The following is a 21,780-nucleotide window of genomic DNA, read 5'->3' as shown; positions in this document are numbered from 1 at the left end:
TGATATAGATAAGACGTCGCGCACGTCCGCTTAGAACGCCTGTGCTTTTTTGCCTTTCATCAATTCCAGATCCGTGGCAAACCGGTCCAGTGGTAGTGGCAAGACGATATGCCCTTCTATGACGCCAAGGATTGCATTCGGGGCCTCGGCAAAAATCAGCACAAACCGGTCAGTTGACGCTACGTCGGGGGTGTACAGGCCGTCGTCGATGCGCCCGCGCCCGGCGCCCACTCTCCATTTGACGCCGGGCGGCGTAAGGCCATTGGCAAACGCTTGCAGTTGAACCTGATCGGCACGAATGTTCACAACGTCCACGTGCTCCCCGACTTTCTCAACGTCCAGAACTTCAGAAACCTCCACGGTTTTTACGACTTTTACGGTTAACAGTGGGACTTGGTGCTTTACCAGTACCCACGACGAAACACTCGCCTGCTGGCTGGTCACGACGATCTGATCCAGAACATAGGTTTTACCGGTCACCTTTGGCGCCGCGACGTAACGATGATCACCATCGGCCAGTGCGCTGGGCTCCAGAACACCGCTTTCGCCAGCCACCGGATCCTTGAGCGACCAGTCCATTTCTTCGGTGCCTAGCGAACCTGCCTGCAGTTCCACGGTCTGCCCGGCGTCACACACCTGAATCAATGGATTGAGGGTGATCGGGTTGGTGACGATCGTGACCAGGGCCGAACTTCGATCGTTCGATTTCAGGTCAGTGGCTGTTACCCGAACACGCGTGAACGCAAGCTCGGTCAAAGAGGATTCCGGCGCGTAATACCGGCCGGTGCCGTTGACGGCACCGAAGTTCTGCGCATCACCTTGCAGACGTTCGACACTCCACGTCACATTCGCACCCGGCGGTTGAATGGAGAAGGTGGTGGAACTGTCGACGACCATCAGGTGCTCCGCCGGGCTGACGACAAAGTCTGCCCCGGAACTGTTGATGCGGCCGAAGGCGGCTATATCTCTGGGTGCACGAAGTACGTCAGGCACAATGGCTTCGTTGAAATTGAGATCGATACTGTCCCGGATGAACGCGCTGATCGGCACACGAGTAGCGAGTTTGCGTGCCAGTACGGCTTTGATGTCGGACTCGAACGGATCCTTGTTCAGCTTCTCGAAATTGCTTTTTACCGACGTTATTAACAACAGTAATGAAAAGCTGTTTGCGGGTGGAGGGTTCTCCACGGAAGTCAGGTCATCGATGGTGGTGTTTATCGTGAGACCGGGGATCAGAACGAGGTCGTTGTTTTCTTCGGCAAAGGTATAAATGCACCGTACATCGACCGTGACGACCTTGCTCATGACCAGTAGCGTCCCATGGCCTGGCAACGTAAGCACAACGCTGGGGGTGGCTTTGGACTTCCAGGTCAGTGCCACCGTGCCATCGCCAATGAGCTCCACAGACAAAGGCGTGCTCCCTGACACATCAAGCCAGGTCCCGGCTTTGTAGACATTTGCGAAGACCGCCACGCCATTGATGTCAACCTTGACGTCCTGGCTGCTCGCTTCGGACGTCGTCAGCCTGCCCGACGTGGCCGTCGCCTTGATCAAGCGGCCGGAGCCGTCATGAACACTGTTGAACACCCCGTTTTCAATAATCGAAGCAATGGTCTTGGTCACTTCGCCAATGAACAGTGCCGCCTTGAACGTACGCTCCGCACTGAACAACACCGTGGCCGAATAATCTTTCCCGGCATCATCCGGTATCAGGTATTGGTACTCTACCGGGATGTCGCCACCTTCCTGACTGCCCGCCAGGCGAATGAACACCAGCACGGCCCCGTCGCCGTAGTTGGCGGCCTGCGGGTCGAGAGGCGCGGCAGGATTGGTCTGGGTGCGCAGTTTGAACGACTGGGGGTGCATCAGATTATTGCTGCCATGCTTGATCACGCCCAGCGTCCATACGCGCTGTTCGTCCGGCAACGCACTGAACAGGGCTTTGAAGAAATCCCCGCCAAGTGCCCGGTCAGCCCTGTCAACCGCGAAGGTCAGAATGAAATTATCACTGTCCTTGAGGTCGAGCCGCACCCGGCCATCGCTCTGGACATCACCCGGGACCCTTTCCAGCGCGAGATCCAGTGTCAGTTTCGGACCTTGCAGCGCATCGATATGGATAATTCTGTAGGCTTCCCAATTGTCGACGTTATTCTTCATCGTCAATTGGGTTCCGCCCAGAACCGAACAGGTCAATGTCGCATGCGACTGACCGAGGTTATCGTTCGTGAACGCCAGCCTGGGCGCATCCAGAATGAAATTGTGAATATTTTCTTTAAACCCGTCGCTCAGTGCCACCTCTCCGCTCACAGGCTGCAGATAGGCGTTCGACGAAAAACGCGCGATGTACTCCTGAAGCAACAGGTTATTCACCTTGCCTCGGGCCATTGCCGCGATGGAATCCCAGCCCCACATCACATTATTGGCGGGGTCTTTCATCCACTCGGTCAGGTTGTTCAGCGTGTTAGTAGCCATAGGATTACGTCCGTGTAAGTGTGGGGTCATGCCGGTGACCGTTGCGTCCTGCGCCAGCCCGCCGGCCCGTGAAAAAACATCGTCCAGCACCGTGAAATCGATAGACGGAAACTGTGTGTAATTCGCCCCTTCATCAAAGCTGACTTCAACCGTCACGGTGTTGGTCGGTCTGTTTCTTTGCAGACTTTCCAGAAACCCCCTCGGGATGATTACCGACAGCTGCCTGGCCTGGTGTTCCGCCTCGCTGACCGGTTCTGCAGCGCCGGTACGTAGCCCGACCGTTTGCTCCAGGCCCGACGACAGCAAGCCAGTGGCCTTGATGCGTACCCGTTGCCTGGGAGCCATGTAGGCCCAGGATTCCAGGTCCAGACCTGCACCTTCTGGCGGGACCCTGGTGAGGTCAAGCAGGGCATCGGTAACGCGTGGTCGCATGATCTGGATGTACGGCCAGACGGAGCCCAGGGCTCTGACTTCCAGATTGAATACTTGCGAAGTGCCTGATTGCGACGCTGAGACGACCTTGTAGTACACGGCGACCCACTTGCCCATATTGGCCGGGACCGCTGTGGGCGGGATGACGAACAGGCGCGGATCGCCCGGCGACGGATCAGCGATAAAGCTGCCCGTGCTTGTGTACCCCTCCCAATGCATCTGTACCGTGTAATCGTCGCCGATAAACGCTTCTTTCGGTATGCGAATCGTCACCCCGCTCTGCAGCTGCGAGGCAAAGATATAGCCCGTGACGGTCCCTTCACCGGAGCCGTCAATGATGGCGTCTTCGATAACGGGCGCAGGTAGATCGAGCGGTCGACTCAGAATGACCTTGCGCGGTAACGAGCTGGCTGCGTTGCCCGGTCGCGCGTACTGATACACCAGCTCGATTTCCTTGCCGTTATTGGCAGAAAGCCAGGCCTGAGCCAGCGAGAACTGCAGTACGCCACTGTCGAGATTGGAGAGGTCGGCCCGCAGGGTCTGCACCAGCCGATTGCCGCTGGAGACATAAACCACGACATCGTCATCGATCTGCATGCCGAAAGGATCGACCAGCAGGGTGACGCCGTCAGGAAAGGCTTCCGGATCCAGTGAGCCACCGTTGAAATCCTTGATGGTCAAGGCGGGCAATAACGCCGTTGACGGTGCGACGAAAGCCAGCGACTGAGTGGCCGAAACCGTTGTCAATGTGGAATCGGCATACTCGATGCGGTAGCTCATCAGAGCGAAGCCATCTCTGATTGGCGCAAGTTCGTTGGACCCTATCGGCCACTGCAGAGGCTGGCCCACCTCTTTCACCGTCAATTCCCGGGACCGGACCAACGAGTACCAGAAAGTGCTTTCATCGAAATAAAGATCCAGTGTGAGGGTCACCCTGTCGCCCACGCGCATCGCCTGATACGGCGGCGCCACGAACAACACTTCACTGATTTGCCACAGCAGGTCAGGATCAAGCTTCAGATCGTGAGACTCCTTGCATTGCAGCACCCCCAGCCCGGCGGCCGTTGACGGTGGCTTACCGACATAGAAGAACAGGCGCAGGGATTCATCAGGGCGACCTTCGACGATGTACGAGTAAAACACCCACCCCTTATCAAGCCTCATCAGCAACGGATTATTGATCAACAGGGGCATGCCTTCGGGCTGCAACCCGACGACCTCGATAACATCGCCGACATAGTCCTCCACTGCGCCCAGGGCACCGCAACCTCGCCAGTTGGGCATGAACCGATCGCCGTTCTTGATACCTGGATAGTCGATCCAGGTGGTCAGGTCGGCACCGCCCAACTGATCAAGATCGAGGTAGTTCCCGGGCTGCTGCAGGTCGGGCACCTTGGGGGCGGGAAGATCCAGCGCCATGAGTGAGACTCCTTTCTCGTTTCCGCCTGAAATGGGTATATCGCAAGGGTTGCCCCTGAGAATGCGGATAGGATTTTTTTACGCCGATGCACATCAGTTGCCCACTAGCACTACTGCTAGGTTGTTGCCCGGGTACGGACTGTTAGGGTTAGGCAAGACCTCCAGCCACACGAACGTCTTCGGGCGTTCAGGCTTGGGGGTCGTCAATGACCAGAGCGCAAGGACTGCACAATCGTCAGGCACCGCTGCGCTTGTCACGCATCAATCAGCGAGGTCCGCTCCATGGCTGCTTCTACTTCCGTGCACTCCAACGCGCTCAATTTCATGAGTTGTCTGAAAAGCGGCGTTGACCCACGCACCGGGCTATACAACATATCGATCAGCTTGCCCGATCTGCAAAGCAATGACCTGCGCGGGCCAGGGTTCCGACTCGACCTGTCCTACAGCCAGCTCAATACGCTGGACAGCGGCTATGGCCTGGGCTGGAACATGCAGTTGTCGCAGTACGACCCTGCCACTCAGATCCTGTCCCTCAGCACAGGCGAGACCTTCCGGGTCGACGGCACCAGCAGCAACGGCCAACTGACGATGACGGAAAAGAAGCTCGACACCTTCCACTTCTACAAACTGGACGATGAGTCTTACCGGGTGGCGCACAAATCAGGTCTGGTGGAAATCCTCGAGCTGCACAGCAGCGGCAATAAGAGAATGGCCTGGCCGGTGAAAATCATCGCGCCGTCGGGGCACAGCATTGCGCTCAAGCACACGGTGTTCAACAGCAGCACCTACAGGCTTGCTTCAATCACTGATGACCTGGGTCAGACGCTGCTGAAAATTGCCCGCAGCACCACCTCCGTCGAGCTGGATCTGCATCCGGACGAAGGCACCGGCGATACTCCGCTGGCGCGCTTTCTAATGACCCTCGCAGGCAGCGACAAACGCGTATCGCGCATCACCCTGCCCACCGAAAACAAAGCGTCGTGGCGCTTCGAATATGGCCTGGAGAACGGCAATCAATTATGCGTCAGGCATGTGGAGACACCTGCTGGAAGCAGCGAAAACGTTTACTACCAGGACGAGGGCCATGCGTTTCCATCCAGCGCCGGTCGCATGCCCGTGCCCAGGGTGACAAAACACGTCATCGATCCCGGCCTGAATCAGGCAAAGATCGATGTGCGATATACCTACAAGGACGGCCAGCAACGCTCACGAAACTTTCTCGGTGCAGGGTTGCCCATCGCCTGGGAGGACAACGGCCTGGACAATCTCTATAAATATTTGCAGGACTACAACTATGTCTGTACCGAAAGCCTGTGGGTCGACAACAAGGCCGTGCGCAGCATAGAGCGGACCTTCAACCGCTTCCACTTGCAGACCCTTGAAGTCACCACCCAGAACAAAAACCAGCTGACGGTCACGACCGCCTACAACATCCTGCAGGGCGAGCATTACTCCAGACAGCCCAACGATTGTCAGCTACCCAGCGAAATCACCACCCGCTGGCAACGGCTGGACGCGCCTGAGCGGACCCGCACAGAGACCGTCACCGATACCTATGACAGTTACGGCAACCTGCTGGTGCATACCCGCGCCGACGGGATCGAAGAAGTCAGCAGCTGGTACCCGGCCGCCGGTGGCGACGGTTGCCCGGCCGATGCGGAAGGGTTTGTCTCCCGACTGAAAGAAAAAGTGGTCAAGCCCGCTCCATCGTCGCAGCTCGGGGCCCCGACCCTGGCCACACGTTATCGCTACCAGACATTGCCTGCACTGGCCGACAGCGAGTTACCCGACTGGATCGTGCCGGAAAGCGAAACGCTGCTGCAGCTTGAAAGCGATGGAACCTGTGTAGAGTTGCAGAAGGTCCTGCTGGAGTACATCAACCAGCCGGATGCGCCATTCCTGCATGGTCGAACCGGGAAAAATATCGAGTCCCTGAATGGAAACGACACCGTTACCGTCTACGAGTACAGCAAGAGCAAGAGCAGGCAACTGGAGGTCCCGGTACAACTCATAGACATCACCACGATCGGCTTCGACAACGCCCGCATAAGCAAGCAGCAACAACAGTCGTTGTTGACCGGTCAGGTGCTGCTGACCCTGGAAGAAGGCGTGGAGATCCGCTATGTCTATGACGTGCTGAACCGGCTGACCAAAGAAACGATCGCACCGGACTCAAGTGATGAAGCCAGTCGCGAGTATCTGTACACCCTGTGTTCCGCTGCGGGGCAGCAGGCAGAACAAGTGCTGGTCGACGCCCGCAAGGTCAAGACCCGCTCTGTTCTGGACGGCCTGGGCCGGGCAATACTCGAGGAGCGGGACCACATCGACAGCAACGATCTGCAAGCGATGCGCATAATCCATACCGCGCAATACAACGCTTGGAACAATGTGCAACACGAAACGGATTATGACTGGTTCGCCAACCAGCAACGGTTCGCCACGCGAAACACCTACGCCTATGACGACTGGAACGTCCAGTCTGTCATTACCTCGGATCACGGCGTACAGACCCACCAGTACTACGACCCCATCGGCAATGAAGAACATAAAGGCCCTGTTCAGAAGACCTGGGTGCAAAGCAGTGACGCAGAACCGCTGATCAGTGGTCGCAGCGAGACCTGGCTGAACATGTTCGGCAAGCCGGACAAGATCAAGATCAAGATCAAGACCCAGAACGCAGATGGAGAAAAAGATCAGGGTTCACAAACCTTCCTCTACGACGGACTGGGGCGCTGCACGGAGCAGACCGACGCGTCAAACCACACAACCCTGTTCAGTTATGACGCCTGGTCGCGCATGGTCACAACACGCTTGCCGGATGGAAGCGAGGCGCACCGTGATTATGCACCGCACAGCAACACCGAGCTGCCGATCGGCCTGAAAATGATGCATTCGGACGGCATTACCAACACTCTGGCAGGCAAACAGGCGTTCGACGGGCTGGGTCGTCTGACACTGTCGCAGGCAGGGCAACGTATCGAGCAGTACGAGTATGAGGACGGTCACAGGCAGGTCAAAACCCGCAAAACGGCCAAGGGCGATGACATCAGCTACACCTACAACCTGGCACTCACCGACCAGATCGTCTCCAGTACTGCACCGGATGACACCGTCGGTTTTGGCTATGACAACGTCAGCGCCCGCCTGACCTCTGCCACCAATCAGCAGGGCAAGCGCGTTTATGCTTATGACGCGCACAACCAGTTGACCAAAGAGACCTGGAAAGATCTACAAGGCCGGACCTGGAAAACCGTGCATCGGACATCCTTGCAGGGCCGTGCGATGTATCGCACCGACGTCGAACAAAAAGACGTCAAAAACTCGGTTAAAGGCGTAGTCAAGGGCCGCATCAAAGGTGGCGTCAAAGGCGTGGAAACGATTTACCGGTACGACGATTTCGGCCGACTAGAAAACGTTGTGCAGGGCAACGTGGAGGTGACAATCCTGTATGACACCCTGGGTCAGCCCAGTGAGATGACAACCTGTGACCAGGCCGCCGGAACCCGCCTGGTAAACCGCATGAAGTATGACGACCAGGGACAGGAAATTCTCAGGACGCAGATTGCAGGCAATCACCCGGTACGTACGCTGGAACAGCAATGGCAAACCGACGGGCTCATGCAAAGCCGTCACTTGCAGGAAGCAGGCAACACGCTGCTGCTGGAAACATTCAAGTATGACGCTCGAGGTCGTCTGACCGGCGTCATCTATTCAGGCAGCACATTGCCAGTGCACGCATCCGGCAGGGCGATACTCAAGCAGACGTTCATCTTCGACTCGCTGGACAACATGATCCAGACCACTACCGAATTTGCCGACGCCAGCACTGAGATGGCCTTTTTCCACTATGGCAAAGAGGATGACCCCGATCCCCTCTCCAGGGACCGATGCCAGTTGCTCGGCATCACCTACAGGCCTCCACGGGGCACACCGGACCCGACGTTCCGCTATGACGCCAACGGCAACCAGCTCGATGACGAACATGGCAACCGGTTGTACTACGACAGCCAGAGCCGCCTTTTACGGGTGGAGAAACCGGCGGGTGAGCCGATCAGCACATACGCTTACGACGGCCATGATCATCTGGCCACCACCCGCAATGGCAGTGACAGCGAAATACTGCGTTTTTATCAGGACCAGCAGTTGAGCAGCACGGTGCAGGACGACCGACGTACTCAGTTTCTGTACATAGACGAGCAACCCGTCGGCCAGCAGACCATCGGAGAACCGGCAGAAACCCTGCTGTTGCTGACGGATGCGAACCAGAGCGTGCTCGCTGAGTTCCAGCAGGACAAGCTGCGAACAGCGGTCTACAGCGCCTACGGAGAACGTCACAGCGACGACGCGCTGCTCAGCGTCGCAGGGTTCAACGGCGAAATATGCGAAAAAGACACGGGCTGGTATCTGCTGGGCAATGGCTACAGAGCCTACAACCCCGGCATGATGCGTTTTCACAGCCCTGATTCCTTGAGCCCCTTTGGTGCAGGCGGGGTCAACCCCTACACTTATTGCCTGGGCAATCCCATTGCCTGGCGCGACCCCACCGGGCATGACGCCAGCTCCCAGAGCGGCCGGCTGCGAAGGCCCGATGAGGATGCGATACCTGCAGAGATGCCGGGGGGCATGGGAATACAGACCTGGATCATGCTCGCGGTTGGCGTAGTGTTCACGGCAGTGGGTGCCTACGCGACAGTTGCATCGTTTGGATTGGCCGCGCCCGGCTCGGTTCCTGTAACGGTCCTGGGTATGACGATGACCGCACAGACGGCGGCCTACGTCGCAACAGGGTTGCTGGCGGCAGGGACCGTTCTGGGGGCTGCATCAACGGCTGCCACTACTTATGGTGCGGTGAAGGGAAACGAGACAGCCTTTCGGTTAGGGGAATACCTGGCCTATGCCGCGATACCTTTAGACATCGCTGGGGGGGTATTCAGAAGTGCGGTTAAAAGCGCGATCAAGGCTGCGTCCAAGGCTTCCAGCCGGCGAGTTTCCGAGACAGCGAGTAGAGTTTCAGTCGGGACGATTGACGATTCACCGGTCGATTCTGTAACGGGTACGCGGCGTGGATCTGCTCCAGCGAGTATGGACGCACCCGGGCCTGTTGGGGGTGTGAGGATTCCAAGAGTGCGGGTGAACAGGCCTGAACCACCTACACCGAACCCTCGGCCGGAGAGCGGCCCTTTCGCCAGGCGCGCGCGGACACCGACAGATGACCCTGCAGCAGCACCGTCCAGCGGTCCGTTACGGCTTGCGGGCAGAACGGGTTTTTTAGTACGGCTTCGCAAACTCGGGGAAAACGTCTTCGTGCTTAAATACATGCCTCGCCGGTGATAAGGCTGGACTTTCCGCCGCCGACAAAGGCTCATCGCTGTCGGCGGCATTTTGATCGACGTTTTTACTGCTCCAACCTTTACATTTTCCCTTTTTGGATTCTCTGCCTGAATAAACAACGCACCGCCCAGTAAAAACCCGAAACAACATTAAAACTCAAGGCTCCAGACGTATCACGTTAGTTTAGGAAATATCCTACACCGCCCGCCATTAACCAAAGCCCTCCAGAGACTTTGCAACTAACTCACCTGCTGTAAACTCCCGCCCCGTCATGACACACAACACAAACCGTCTATCAAGACACCATAAATAGTTACATTTTTACTTCTATAACTTTAATAGGGTTTTCATCGTGAACAAAATGCTATCCGTACTGGGCCTTGCTCTGGCGACTACACTCACCGGCACTGTCGTATCCGCCAACCCCGGCCCCGGCACGATTCGTTTCGAAGGCAAGATCACCGCTACCACCTGCCCTATCGAAGTAGTCAATCCGGGCGATGGCTCTATCGGCAACGTGGTGAACATGGGCTCTATCGAGGCCAACCGCTTTACCGGCATCGGTCAGGAACTCTCTGGCAAGAGCTTTGCCCTGCGCGTCAATGACGACGGCAGTTGCGGCCTTACGGCTGGCGACCCGAATTCGGCCAAAGTCACCTTCATCGGTAACGCTGACAGCAGCGGCGACTACTTCGCTGTCACCCCTACTGCCGACGGGGCAAAGGGCGTCGCGATTGTCATCAAGGACCAGACCTTGACGTCCATCAAACCAGGCAGCCAATCGGCACCTTATGCACTGATTGAGGGCGGTGCCACCGACATGGTGTTCAACGCCTACTACCGTTCGACAGCGGCTACCGTTCAAGCCGGTGCTGCTTCGGCGGATGTACAGTTTGTTGTCGCAATCAACTGATACATCGACCCATTCGCTCACAGTGTAAGAATCAATAGTCTTTTCACGTGAAGCATCTTCAATACGTTCAGGTCCGTTTCGGATCTGAACGTACAAGGTAACTTTCCATGATTTGCCAACAGGCTTTCAAAAGACCTGCCCTCGCGGGGTGCATGCTGTTATTCATGTGCGCAGCTTATATACCAGCCACTCAGGCAGCACTGACGGTCAACGCAACTCGCATCGTGTTCGACGGCGACAAGCGCAGTACGTCGGTGGTCGTATCCAATCCAAGTGATCGCCCGTTCGCGGTACAGACCTGGGTAAATACGGAGGCAGACGACACTGTCACCGTCGTTCCGTTCGCACCTTCGCCGCCACTTTTCCGTCTTAATCCGGGCAAGGAACAACAGGTACAGATCAATGGCCTGCCCCACGAACTGCCCTCTGATCGTGAATCATTGTTCTACTTCAACGTGCAGGAAATACCTCAAGCCGACCCTTCGCAGGGCAATGTACTGAATATCGCCCTGCGTACCCGTATCAAACTGTTTTATCGCCCGGTGCTGCTGACTGATAACCCCATTGCCCGCCTCAAGGACCTGCAATGGTCGGTCAGGCAGATTGCGGGCAAGGCAGAACTGACCGCGATGAATCCGACACCCTTTCACGTGTCGTTCATTCGCCTCGACGTCTCCGGCGGTGGCAGAACTGAAAAGGTCAGGGAAGTCGCCATGCTTGGCCCGTTCAGCTCTCGCCACTACGAGCTCAGTGAAACGAAAGCGGTACCGGGCCTGCAGGTGGTGTTTTCCGCGATCAACGATTACGGCGGCTACAGCACGCCGCTGACAGCTACAGCCACGCTGACTGACTGAAACAGCGCTGGCCCGTTTCATCCCCAGGACATTGAACATGACCCTATTACCCGATTCCGGGTTCATACCAGTGCGCCTGCGCTTTATGCAGGTGCTGATTGTGTGCGGCAGCGTTACCGTACCGCTGGAACCGACCAAGGCGGCAACCCCTGTCAAGTTCCAGTCCGGCTTCCTGCGTCAGGGCCAGGACTATGACAGTGAGGCCGCGGCCAGCGTGCTGAACCAGTTGTCAGTTGTCGAAAACCTCGGGCCAGGCGATCACTGGGTAGAAATCCACGTCAATATGCGCCATTTCGGCCAACGGCAGATCCGTTTCGATGCCGACCCACAAGGCAACGGCCTGCTGCCCTGCCTGTCGCGGGAACTGCTGGAGCAGATCGGCGTACGCCTCGACAGTCTGGCCGACCCGGCCTTGTTGCAAGTCGCTTGTGTCGCGCTGGGGCAATTGATTCCGGACGCCAAGGTCGTACTGGACGGCGGCAGACTGCAACTGTCGATCTCGATACCGCAGATCGCCATGCGCCGCGACGCCAACGGGCGAGTGGACCCGGCGCTTTGGGATTACGGCATCAACGCCGCCTTCATCAATTACCAGACCTCGGCGCAACAGACGACCCATAGGGAAACAGGCACCAGCAGCAGCGCAGACCTGTACCTAAACACCGGTATCAACCTGGGGTCATGGCGATTGCGCAGCAATCAAAGCGTGCGTCAGGATGCACAGGGACATCGCGAGTGGACCAGAGCCTACGCTTATGCACAGCGCGACCTGCCCGGCACCCACGCTAACCTGACCCTCGGTGAAACCTACACCGGCGGCGATGTCTTCCGGAGCCTGCCGATCAAGGGCGGGTTGATCAAAACCGATCAGGAGATGCTCCCCGATTCCCTGCAGGGTTACGCACCGGTGATCCGTGGCGTTGCGCAAAGCAGGGCCAAACTGGAAGTCCTGCAGAACGGATACCCGATCTACTCCACGTATGTCAGTGCCGGCCCCTATGAAATAGATGACCTGAACACGGCGGGCAGCGGCGAACTGGAGATCGTGCTGACCGAGGCCGATGGTCAGGTGCGGCGCTTTACCCAACCTTACTCGACCATGAGTAACCTGTTGCGCGAAGGCGTCTGGAAATACAGCGCAGCCCTGGGCCGCTTCAACGGTGCCTACGCCACCGAGCATCCCTGGCTATGGCAAGGCACGCTGGCCGTTGGCACAGGCTGGAACTCGACACTTTATGGCGGACTGATGACCAGCGACTTCTACCATGCCGCAGCGCTGGGCGTGTCACGGGACATGGGTATGCTGGGAGCGATGGCGTTCGATGTGACACGGTCACGCGCCGGCATCGATCAGCCCGGTCAGTCCAGCGTGCAGGGCATGAGTTACGCCATCAAGTACGGCAAGGCGTTCACTACCCATACCAATCTGCGCTTCGCAGGTTATCGCTACTCCACCGCAGGCTATAGGGATTTCGACGAAGCCGTCAGTCAGCGCAGCAACGACGATGCGTTCAGGGGTAGCCGCCGAAGCCGACTGGAGGCTTCGATTCATCAGAGAATCGGCGCACGCAGCAGCGTCGGTCTTACGCTGTCGCAACAGAATTACTGGGGGAGCGATATCGAGCAACGACAATTTCAGTTCAACTTCAACACCCATCGTGCCGGGATAACCTATAACTTCTACGCCTCACAGTCGCTGAGCGTAGCCAGTAACCGCGGCAACGACCGGCAGTTCGGCCTGAGCATCTCGATGCCCCTCGACACCGGCCATTCGAGCAATGCCACACTCGACCTGCAGAGCAGCGCCAATCGCCACAGTCAACGGGGCAGCCTGAGCGGCAGCCTCTACGAAAACCGGGTCAATTATCACGCCAGCCTGAGCAACGATGACGGCAAGCAGCAAAGTGCCAGCCTTGCGGCGGGCTATCAGGCGCCCTTCGCCAGCCTCGGCGCCGGTGTAACTCAGGGCAATGATTATCGAAGTACATCAGTCAATGCCAGTGGCGCCTTGTTGCTGCATGCCGACGGCATCGAGTTCGGCCCGAATCTGGGTGACACCATCGCCCTGGTCGAAGTGCCCGATACACCAGGCGTGGGCATACAGAACGCGACCGGTGTCAGGACCAATAGTCGTGGCTACGCATTGATGCCCTATCTGCGCCCCTACCGCTATAACCCGATCGCCTTGCAGACCGACCGGCTTGGCCCCGAGGTGGAAATCGATAACGCCAGTGCTCAAGTGGTGCCTGCCAGGGGTGCCGTGATCAAGACCACCTTCGCTGCACGCACGGTGACACGCCTGGTCATCAATGCAACCACTCCCAGTGGCAAGCCGCTGCCATTCGGCGCCCGGGTCAGCGACGCGCAGGGCAACATCCTGGGCATCGCAGGCCAGGGCGGGCAGATTTTGCTGTCCACCGACATGCAGGCACAAACCCTCGATGTCCACTGGGGAGAGAAAAGCGACCCTCAGTGTCGTCTGCACATAGACCCCGCTGGCATGCCTTTGGCCCAGGGCTACCGAATGCAGGACATGACGTGTACCCAGTGACATCAGGTCTGAGCCATCCGCGACATTGTTATTTCAGGAATCACCCATGAACACTGCATTGAATGCCCTGCTCCCCAGTCTGATCCTGTTGGGAGCCAGCCATAGTGCTGCGGCTTATTCCGACGTACCGGATGACACACCGAGCAACGATTGCTACTGGGTTTCCTCTCCGGGAATAAAGGACTACCGACGCGACATCGGCACGCTCTACGTCCCGAAAGACGCTGCAGTGGGCACCTTTATCGGCAGCATAGATATGCTTCACGCCACACCAGATCAGGCAGGCCTGGAGGCGGCCTGCAGAAATGACGGCACGGCTCTTCTGGAATTCAACGCAACGGCAACGGCTCCGATCTTTTCCGGCACGGTGGAGCCTATAAACGGGGAAGACCTCACCGGCAAGATACTGCAAACCAATATTCCGGGCGTCGGGGTGCGGGTAAGACTGGAGTATCCGTATGACAGGCACTGCCCCAATTGCTTCACACCTGTAGGTGGCAGCGCCTCCGTTCCGTTCATCGGCCTCAACGACCACCAGAAAATGCTCACAAGCCTGCCTTTCCTTCATTTGAACAACTACGTCACGCTGGTCAAGACCGGACCGATTCCCTCCGGACCCAATGTGCTCAATGGCAGTGAACTGTTCTCCGCAAGCGTGACAACGCTTGGCAGGATCATGAAGTTCGGGCTAACCGGCACGATACTTCAGGCACAGTGCAGCGTCGGTGCAGATCCGGTCAGTGCCGACCCGGTGCAGCTGGGTGAGTGGGACAGCGCTGACTTCACCGGTCCCGGCTTCACCACACCTGCGGTGCCATTCAGTATTGCGTTGAGTAACTGCGAGACCTACACGGGCGCAGGCTTCGTGGCCACGGCGCATATCCAGCTCGATGGTGTCGAAGGCTCGGTTCCCGAGGGCCCCGTCGGCAGCGGGGTTTTCAGCCTGACCAGCGACTCGGACGCCAAGGGCATGGGGATTCAGGTCCTCAAGGGTGATGGCGTCACGCCCATGGAGTTGCAGACCGAAGTGCCACTGATCGCGATCACACCCGGCAACGTTGTGCTGAACTTCTACGCCCGCTTCTATCAGACTCAGGACAGCAGCGCGATCCGGCCGGGCAAGGCCAAAGGGGCGCTCAGCTTCACGATGACCTACAAGTAGCAATGCACCATGGACTGCCAACCTGGCGGTCCATGATTTCCTCAGGCATACAACGTTGGTCTCAGTGAAGGGAAAGGCTGCCACGAGAGTGCCTGGTCGAAACTCACACGCACCCGCACATCCAGCTGAGTGCCGATCAGAAATCTAGTCAAATCCGTTTTGCTGATACGACCGGCGTCGATGTTATCGCCCACCAGCGGTACCGGGTACTCGTCCAGCACGCTAACCACTAACGACTCATTATCAGCACTGCCGACGCCGTGCACCTCGACGCTGACAAACTGGTCAGTGCCCATGAAAGACCAACTGTCGAGCGTGAACCGCGCGTAGTCTCCCTCGGCAATGCTCTGCAGGCTCAGACGCCCTCCGGATACCTTGTCACACTGCACGACCGGAAAGCCTGTCATTCCCAGGATACTCAACGTATGCCGGTCCGAAAGATGGGGTGAGTCGACGCTTTTTTCGAACACCTCGTAGTACACCGGGATGGACTTGCTGAAATGCGGGGCAATTTTTGTGGAAGGAACGCTGAACAGTCTCGAGTCTGCGATTTCCGTAAGAAAAGAGCCCACACTGCCTGGCTCGGCCCATTGGACGCGGACGGTTTCACCGGGAAGAATCACGGCATCCTCCGGTATCGATACCACTGCGCCCTGAAAGGCATCGACCGGATCAAGCCTGCTGGCACTTGCCGAGCCTGAAGCCTTCTGAACACGAGGGGGTGGCAACACACGCGGCACTGGCTGAGCGCACACCAGCAGCGCAACAGCCAGCGCACGAGGCCCGGCATTCCCCGAGCGATCCTTCAGCCTGTAGGACACATAACGAATGCCATCGCCGCTCTCGAGAACCACTTGCCGGTCAAAGCCGATGTTGATCGCGCCACCGATATCGGACGCTTCAAGCGTCAGGGTTCCGGTGTGCTCCGACCCCGTCGGCATGCTGCTCCAGTACCAGATAATGAGGTCCCCGGCGCCCGGCGAAAAATACGCGGGCACCTCGGCCAGCACGGTATCGCCATGAGTATCCAGCCAGGCCGCCGTGAGACCATCCCTGATGATTTCTTCCGGAAAAATCAGCGCCCCTTCGTCTTCGAATACCGGTGCCGTTTTATCAATGACAAAGACCAGTGTTTCGGATTCGGTCTGCACCTGATTGGAGGTCTCGACGCGATAACGGAGTCGATGCCGGCCTTCGATCAGGTATTGCTGCGCGATCATGATGAACAGATCGACAGGCTGTACAGGTCCGGTCCAGGTCTTCTCCTCCAGCAGCACGTCGTTCCAGTACACGCGCAGATACTCGGGATTGCCCGGGGTAGGCTCGGAGTTTTGCCACATGGGAAAATCGACCCGCAACGGCACGAGCCAGGCGCTGCTGGGGAGCAAATTAGGCTCACCGCCAGGTATGTCAGGAAGAAGTTCGGCGACCATCGGCGGCGCAAGCAACATGCTCTTGCGCCTTGAAACCGGCCAGAACAGGATTCTGATCCGTTCGATCCACTTTGAAATAACAGACATGAGCCGGGCCTCCAGCATGAGGAAGCGGTGGCCGACCCGTTTGCCGACCGCCATGCCCATCAGTTAACACCCTGCTTTTTTCTGCGGATACTGGCACAAGTGATAGGACCGTTGGCGCATCAGCGTCCAGCGATCAGACATCATCCGCCCCGCTTCGCTGTCGCTACCAGCTGTAACGCAAGCCTGCACTGGCGCCCCACGGCTGTTCGATGGCATCGCCATTGCTGTAATCGAAATCAGCATGCAACTGCAGGTTGTCAGACAGCGACACCGAAACGCCCGTCCCCAATTCGCCACGGGAACCGGAGAGGTCGTTGTTGAACACGTTGTCATTGACCTTGACCTCGTTCCTGTTGACGAATTCGTGAGCCACGGCAACCCGCACATAAGGTTGCAGCGTACGTCCTTTGCCCAGGTCGAAACTGCGCCCCGCCGTCGTACCGACCTTGCCGAGCAGCGATCGGCTGCGGTCACCTTCAGCACGCATACCGTTGTCCAGTGCGTAGTCCTTGCCCTGAACGACCAGGCCCGCCAGCTGGGTGTAGGGTTCGAGAAAATAACCGTTGTCCAGTTTGATGTGCCGCCCCAGCTCCAGCGATGCGCCAACCCCCAGATTGTCGTAGTTGCCGCGCGTGCGGGAACCATCGCTGAGATTGACTCTGGCCTTGTTTTTGAACTGATTGAGTTTGATCACGCCATCGATGTAGTAGCCGCTCTCGCTGTTCAGCCAGGTGCTGTAAGCGCCCAGCGAATAGCTGTCGACCTTGCCACTGGCACCGTGATCCAGACTGAGGTCAGAGGTGCTCTGCCCGATCATCACGCCCGCCAGCCATTGCCCCGCCCCCACAGGCAGCTTGCCATCTGCGCCGAGCGCGACACCACTCTGAACCTGCTGATATCCGAAGCCTGAGGCGTCGGCCACATTGAATTTGTTGCCGTAGGTACGTATCCAGCCGCCAGAACGGGCCTCATCCATGCGCAACTCGCCCATGCGCGAACGTAACGTACTCAACTCCCCATACCAGACAGTCGGCGCAGTGTTGAACAACGCCATGACAGTCTGTGCGCCGGGGCTGATGGTTCGGGTGGCGGTATCCAGATACCAGTCATTGTCGCCCTGCTTGATCAGGTCATAGGACCAGGCGCCCAGATCCACTGCGCCGCCTGCGAGCGAGAAGCTGGCATCGCCGGCTGCCGCATGCACGATGTGCAGGCTGGTATCGCTGAGCGGATCGACACCCGTGCTACCGACAAGCAAGGTATGACTGCCGGTCGCGCTGCCCGTGATGTCAAGAAAGTCATTGGCCTTGCCAGCGAAATCCACGTCCATCATGAACGTACCGCTCCCTGACAGGCTTGCGAGTGACAACGTGTAAAACGAGGCCGCGTCGCCAAACCTGACCGACCCACCGTCCATGGCCAATGCATTCACCTGACCGTTCTCGACCATCACCCACTGGCCCTGACTACTGAGCGACAGGCTGGAGACGTTTTCCAGGCGCCCGGTCAGGGTCGCGTTATTTTGCAGTGACAGGCTGGCGGTACTGCCCGCATCCGCCGATACATCGCCCAGCAGATGGCTGTTGTCCACGGTCATGTGCGCCGTTGAACCGTTGATCAACTCCAGTATCTTGCCATTGCCGCCGGTCAGCGTAGAACCATTGTTGACCCGGATATCGGCAGTCGCGGGCGCGCCGGTGGGCGTTCCGACGGTCAGCGCCGACCCCGTGATGCCTTCGACCCGGGTTCCGTCCAGGACCAACAGATTGCTTGAGGGTACTGCCGGGTCAGCGCGCAAGCGCACGCCATATTGCTGCCCGGTAATGGTGCTGCCGGACGCCTTCACCGTGGAGTCCCACATCTCCATGCCTCTGCCATTGGCGCCAGTGGCCGTTACTGAAGTACCTTCCAGGGTCAGGTTGCTGAGCGAGCCGGCGTTTATCCCGCGATTCGTGGCCGTGATCGTGCTGCCGATGACGGTGGCCGTGGAACCGACCAGTCGTGCACTTTCATTGCCCATCCCCAGGCCATCCGCGCCACCTGTCAGCACGCTACCGACAATCAACGCATCTGCCCCTGTCAACGATACGGCTGAAGAGCTGGTGCCCGCACTGACCTGACTGCCAGTGAGCGTCAGCTTCGCGCCGGTGATCGTGGATATTTGCAGGGTAGTCGCGCCGTTGGCTGTCAGATTTCCGGTGCTGACAACCCGATAACTGTCCAGCGGGCCTGTTGCATCGATGGTCTGCGGCGCATTGACAAGTATTTGCGCAAAGGCATGACTGCCAGGCAGCAAGGGAGAGAGAAAAATAACGGTTTTCAATGTCCATGAAAGCGGACGCAGCACGAATGGAGCATTCATGACGATGCATTACCTTAAGGTGATCAGATTGAACCCCGTGACGACAGCCCGAAAGCGGCCTAGGGAGGAAGGCCGAAAGACTACGGGGATCCAGCTGAATGCTCTGTAGGACCTTTCCTAGGCAAACGTAGGGAGGTTCTGACAGAAGATGATCGCCCAGGGAAATACCGATAAGCGTAGGTGACATGACCTGGTAAGCACTGACATTCCTAAACCGTTTGGGAGCAACCTGAGTCTGCTTATACCCGGCAGGGTGACTGCGGCAGGCCGCAGGCACCCTCTGCCGGTGACCCTCCTTAGTTTTTCGTTGGTTGACCTGTTTTGAGCACGATAGGACAAGGCCCGGTTGCGTCGTACATCCCTACCCGGGCGGTGGTTTCCAGCGAGGTAATGGTTTCGCCTCCCATGCTGAAGGAGTACTTGATCCTCGCGCTCCCGTTCGGGCTGCTGCCTGAAGGATCGTAGATGGGCAGAATGTGTTTATCGTAGGGGGTGACCAGCCAGATGAAACCGGTGACAGGACGGCTGACTCCCAGCTGGATAACCTCGTCTTTTTCGGTACCGGCAATAGGAGCGTCGCCTGTAGGTCCCCCGGAGCCATACCAGTGCAAAGTGACAGTTTCACCGTCCGACAGATATTTCGAAAGATCTGGAACGCGAACCCGTATACCCGGTTCATCCGGGCCAGGATTCCCGATGCCATCGGCAAAGAGTGAGTCGCAGTTCAACCAGCCGTTTGAACTGGTGCCCTCAAAGAGCGGTGCGTCCGGGGTGATGACAATGGCACTTACGTTGACCAGCGTGTCCGGCGAGTGTGTCGTGTTTTCTGAATCGGGCGCATGGATGCGGTAATGAACCGGCAAGTCAGCGCGATTGCCTTCATAATCGATATAACTCCAGGGTATTTCAACCTCACGCTCGGAGCCTGCCGTGTCAGAAACAGCCACGGTGTATTGCGCCTCTGCTACATGGCTCGTGCCCCAGTAGAAATCGATAATTTCTCCCGGTTGAAGCTTTTCATACAGTTTGAAAGTGACCTTGGCAGCCTGGTTGTTGTCCGCTGCTGTCAGGACGTTCACTAAATTGGACGTCTGGCCACGGACTTCGACCGGCAGTAATGCGTCGTTGACCGGATCCGGCCACTCAGGATCGGTGATCGGGTCGGGTCCGATAGTGGCGAAATTGACATTGACGCTGGTGCTTTTCACTTCGGACGGAACGACGCCACGCAGGATTCGATAACTCACATCGGTGGCCTGGACGCCGCCAGTCACTTGATTGTATTGAGCACGCAGAACCGGATCAGGAATCTTGATCGAAATCGGAAAATCTGGAGAGCTGCCGACTTCCTCGGATCGTAGCGGTTCAGTGCCCCAGGTGACTTCGATACGGTCGGCCGGCTTCCAGTTATCGAACGACTCGATCAACACTTCGACCCCGAGTCTCGCATCAGGCAGGTTGATCAACTTTTCTGGAGGCTCTGCCAATGGCACGACGGGGTCTTTCAAGTTGTCGGCCAACAGCCCCAGCGCCACGTCGATGCGTTTTGGGCTGGAAAGCGGACTGCGATTGGTGGCTTTGTCGACCAGAATGTAAACGGCGTAGTAGGGCTCGTCCCGGGACGCGTCTATGGCCGAAACGGGGAATGTCACCGTATTATTCGTCGGGCGTTCCACTTCAACGAAATCCACCGGAGCTGGCAGGTCTGCGGCATTGTCGGGCAACGGCGTGCCAACCCAATAGAAGGCTACCTTGTCGCCGGGTTTCCAGTCGTCATAGTCTGGCAGCGTGCCGACCAGACCTTCGGGATGTACGTCCAGAAACGCCTGGGTCAACTGATCTGTTTCCAGACTCATCTGCTCAGGCTCAAGATGCTCGCCCGGCGGCGTGGTATCGACGATCAGGTTGATCGACGGGCTGACGGTCTCTTGATCATTCGGCTGTCTGATCCGGTAGCGCAGACTGTAAGCACCGTCTGCAGGCTTGTCGAAGCCGGGCAGAAAACTGCTCAACGGAATCTCGATCTTCTTGGGAAAGGTACCAGGGGCCACCGGTGCGGTAACGATACCGCTAAACACCTCTTTAAACGCGTCGTTGTCCGCCGCCGCGCCGATGGCCCACTCGATGAAAAAAGTATCGGAGTCGCCCTGGTCAGTGACCAGTCCTGCCCACTCGGGCAGGGTAACCTCAAGAAACTCGCCGAGCAGGACATCCTTGTTCAGCGTTCCATCGGCAGGGTCCACAATACCCGCCACCTGTGCCAGGGCAAGGTCTGCGTCGATCCCTGAACCGCGTTGAGTGCGCGCCAGCCGGTAGGCGATACGCGCTTTTTTTTTGTCATCCAACGTTGCTGTTGTTTTTGAATCGACCATCATCAGCACTCCCTTGCTATCCGATTGCCGCCCTGTTTATGTAGAAAACGTGCGGGCGGATTGATAATGCGCCCAGGGCCTGCTGCCATTTCATCCCGAGCCGCGATGAAACGGCAACAGACCCTGGCCTTCTCGACAAAAGTTTGTCTGCCAGAACCAGCCGTCCAGGCCAGTAGCCCGTTCGATTAAACGGTAGTTGCGTGACACTGGATACTGTCAGAACTACCAGGGGCGCGCTTCGCAGGGCACGCTCGACAGGCGTCTCGTATCAATCTAGATACATTTATGACATGCCCCCGACATTCGGTCGCGCCACCCTACCGCCGAGCCTCCCGGCGAAGTAGCATGAGGGGCAGCGTTGATCTTCAACAGCAGCCAGTCCATGGCGGCAC

Annotated in this window: 9 protein-coding genes; 5 read left to right on the top strand and 4 right to left on the bottom strand. The window is 57.8% G+C overall.

The window, feature by feature from the left end; all coding sequences use genetic code 11:
• Nucleotides 1-30: 30 nt before the first annotated feature.
• Nucleotides 31-4,323 (bottom strand): hypothetical protein, encoded by a 4,293-nt coding sequence (locus KBY08_RS18235; RefSeq protein WP_080395986.1) that lies wholly within the window; start codon nt 4,321-4,323, stop codon nt 31-33.
• Nucleotides 4,324-4,605: 282 nt separating this feature from the next.
• On the opposite strand from KBY08_RS18235, the gene KBY08_RS18230 reads away from it, so the two are divergent.
• The 5 genes from KBY08_RS18230 to KBY08_RS18210 all read left to right on the top strand — a co-directional run bounded on the left by KBY08_RS18230 (nt 4,606) and on the right by KBY08_RS18210 (nt 15,134).
• The gene (locus tag KBY08_RS18230; RefSeq protein ID WP_225651228.1) at nt 4,606-9,654 is read left to right on the top strand and encodes an RHS repeat-associated core domain-containing protein; all 5,049 of its coding nucleotides are present in this window, start codon (nt 4,606-4,608) and stop codon (nt 9,652-9,654) included.
• Between the two features lie 352 nt (nt 9,655-10,006).
• Nucleotides 10,007-10,567: a fimbrial protein gene (locus KBY08_RS18225; protein ID WP_024640726.1), complete on the top strand. Its 561-nt coding sequence runs from the start codon at nt 10,007-10,009 to the stop codon at nt 10,565-10,567.
• A gap of 107 nt (nt 10,568-10,674) precedes the next feature.
• Nucleotides 10,675-11,421 carry a molecular chaperone gene (locus KBY08_RS18220; protein WP_054092929.1) on the top strand — a complete coding sequence of 249 codons (747 nt, stop codon included), beginning with the start codon at nt 10,675-10,677 and terminating at the stop codon, nt 11,419-11,421.
• Between the two features lie 37 nt (nt 11,422-11,458).
• Entirely contained in the window at nt 11,459-13,972 is a 2,514-nt protein-coding gene (locus tag KBY08_RS18215) for a fimbria/pilus outer membrane usher protein (RefSeq protein WP_225651227.1), read from the top strand.
• 46 nt (nt 13,973-14,018) lie between these two features.
• Nucleotides 14,019-15,134 carry a fimbrial protein gene (locus tag KBY08_RS18210; RefSeq protein WP_003406113.1) on the top strand — a complete coding sequence of 372 codons (1,116 nt, stop codon included), beginning with the start codon at nt 14,019-14,021 and terminating at the stop codon, nt 15,132-15,134.
• Nucleotides 15,135-15,175: 41 nt separating this feature from the next.
• Here KBY08_RS18210 and KBY08_RS18205 read toward each other — a convergent pair whose 3' ends face one another.
• From KBY08_RS18205 to KBY08_RS18195, 3 genes are all read right to left on the bottom strand, one after another.
• Nucleotides 15,176-16,714, bottom strand: a complete 1,539-nt coding sequence (locus KBY08_RS18205) for a hypothetical protein (protein ID WP_050586808.1) — start codon at nt 16,712-16,714, stop codon at nt 15,176-15,178.
• 103 nt (nt 16,715-16,817) lie between these two features.
• Nucleotides 16,818-19,016, bottom strand: coding sequence for an autotransporter outer membrane beta-barrel domain-containing protein (locus KBY08_RS18200; protein ID WP_032654015.1), 2,199 nt, complete (start codon nt 19,014-19,016; stop codon nt 16,818-16,820).
• A 296-nt stretch (nt 19,017-19,312) separates the two neighbouring features.
• Nucleotides 19,313-21,391: a hypothetical protein gene (locus tag KBY08_RS18195; RefSeq protein ID WP_011267388.1), complete on the bottom strand. Its 2,079-nt coding sequence runs from the start codon at nt 21,389-21,391 to the stop codon at nt 19,313-19,315.
• Between the last annotated feature and the right edge of the window lie 389 nt (nt 21,392-21,780).

Source organism: Pseudomonas sp. P135, assembly GCF_020312125.1.
Taxonomy (GTDB): domain Bacteria; phylum Pseudomonadota; class Gammaproteobacteria; order Pseudomonadales; family Pseudomonadaceae; genus Aquipseudomonas; species Aquipseudomonas fragariae.
The sequence above is the reverse complement of the archived record's forward strand: the minus strand, read 5'-3'. Positions and strand labels throughout refer to the sequence as shown.

Bases quoted from the DNA above. Each gene is read 5' to 3' on its own strand.
- KBY08_RS18235 (WP_080395986.1), bottom strand. From the start codon at position 4,323: ATGGCGCTGGATCTTCCCGCCCCCAAGGTGCCCGACCTGCAGCAGCCC.
- KBY08_RS18230 (WP_225651228.1), top strand. From the start codon at position 4,606: ATGGCTGCTTCTACTTCCGTGCACTCCAACGCGCTCAATTTCATGAGT.
- KBY08_RS18220 (WP_054092929.1), top strand. From the start codon at position 10,675: ATGATTTGCCAACAGGCTTTCAAAAGACCTGCCCTCGCGGGGTGCATG.
- KBY08_RS18215 (WP_225651227.1), top strand. From the start codon at position 11,459: ATGACCCTATTACCCGATTCCGGGTTCATACCAGTGCGCCTGCGCTTT.
- KBY08_RS18210 (WP_003406113.1), top strand. From the start codon at position 14,019: ATGAACACTGCATTGAATGCCCTGCTCCCCAGTCTGATCCTGTTGGGA.
- KBY08_RS18205 (WP_050586808.1), bottom strand. From the start codon at position 16,714: ATGGGCATGGCGGTCGGCAAACGGGTCGGCCACCGCTTCCTCATGCTG.
- KBY08_RS18200 (WP_032654015.1), bottom strand. From the start codon at position 19,016: ATGAATGCTCCATTCGTGCTGCGTCCGCTTTCATGGACATTGAAAACC.
- KBY08_RS18195 (WP_011267388.1), bottom strand. From the start codon at position 21,391: ATGATGGTCGATTCAAAAACAACAGCAACGTTGGATGACAAAAAAAAA.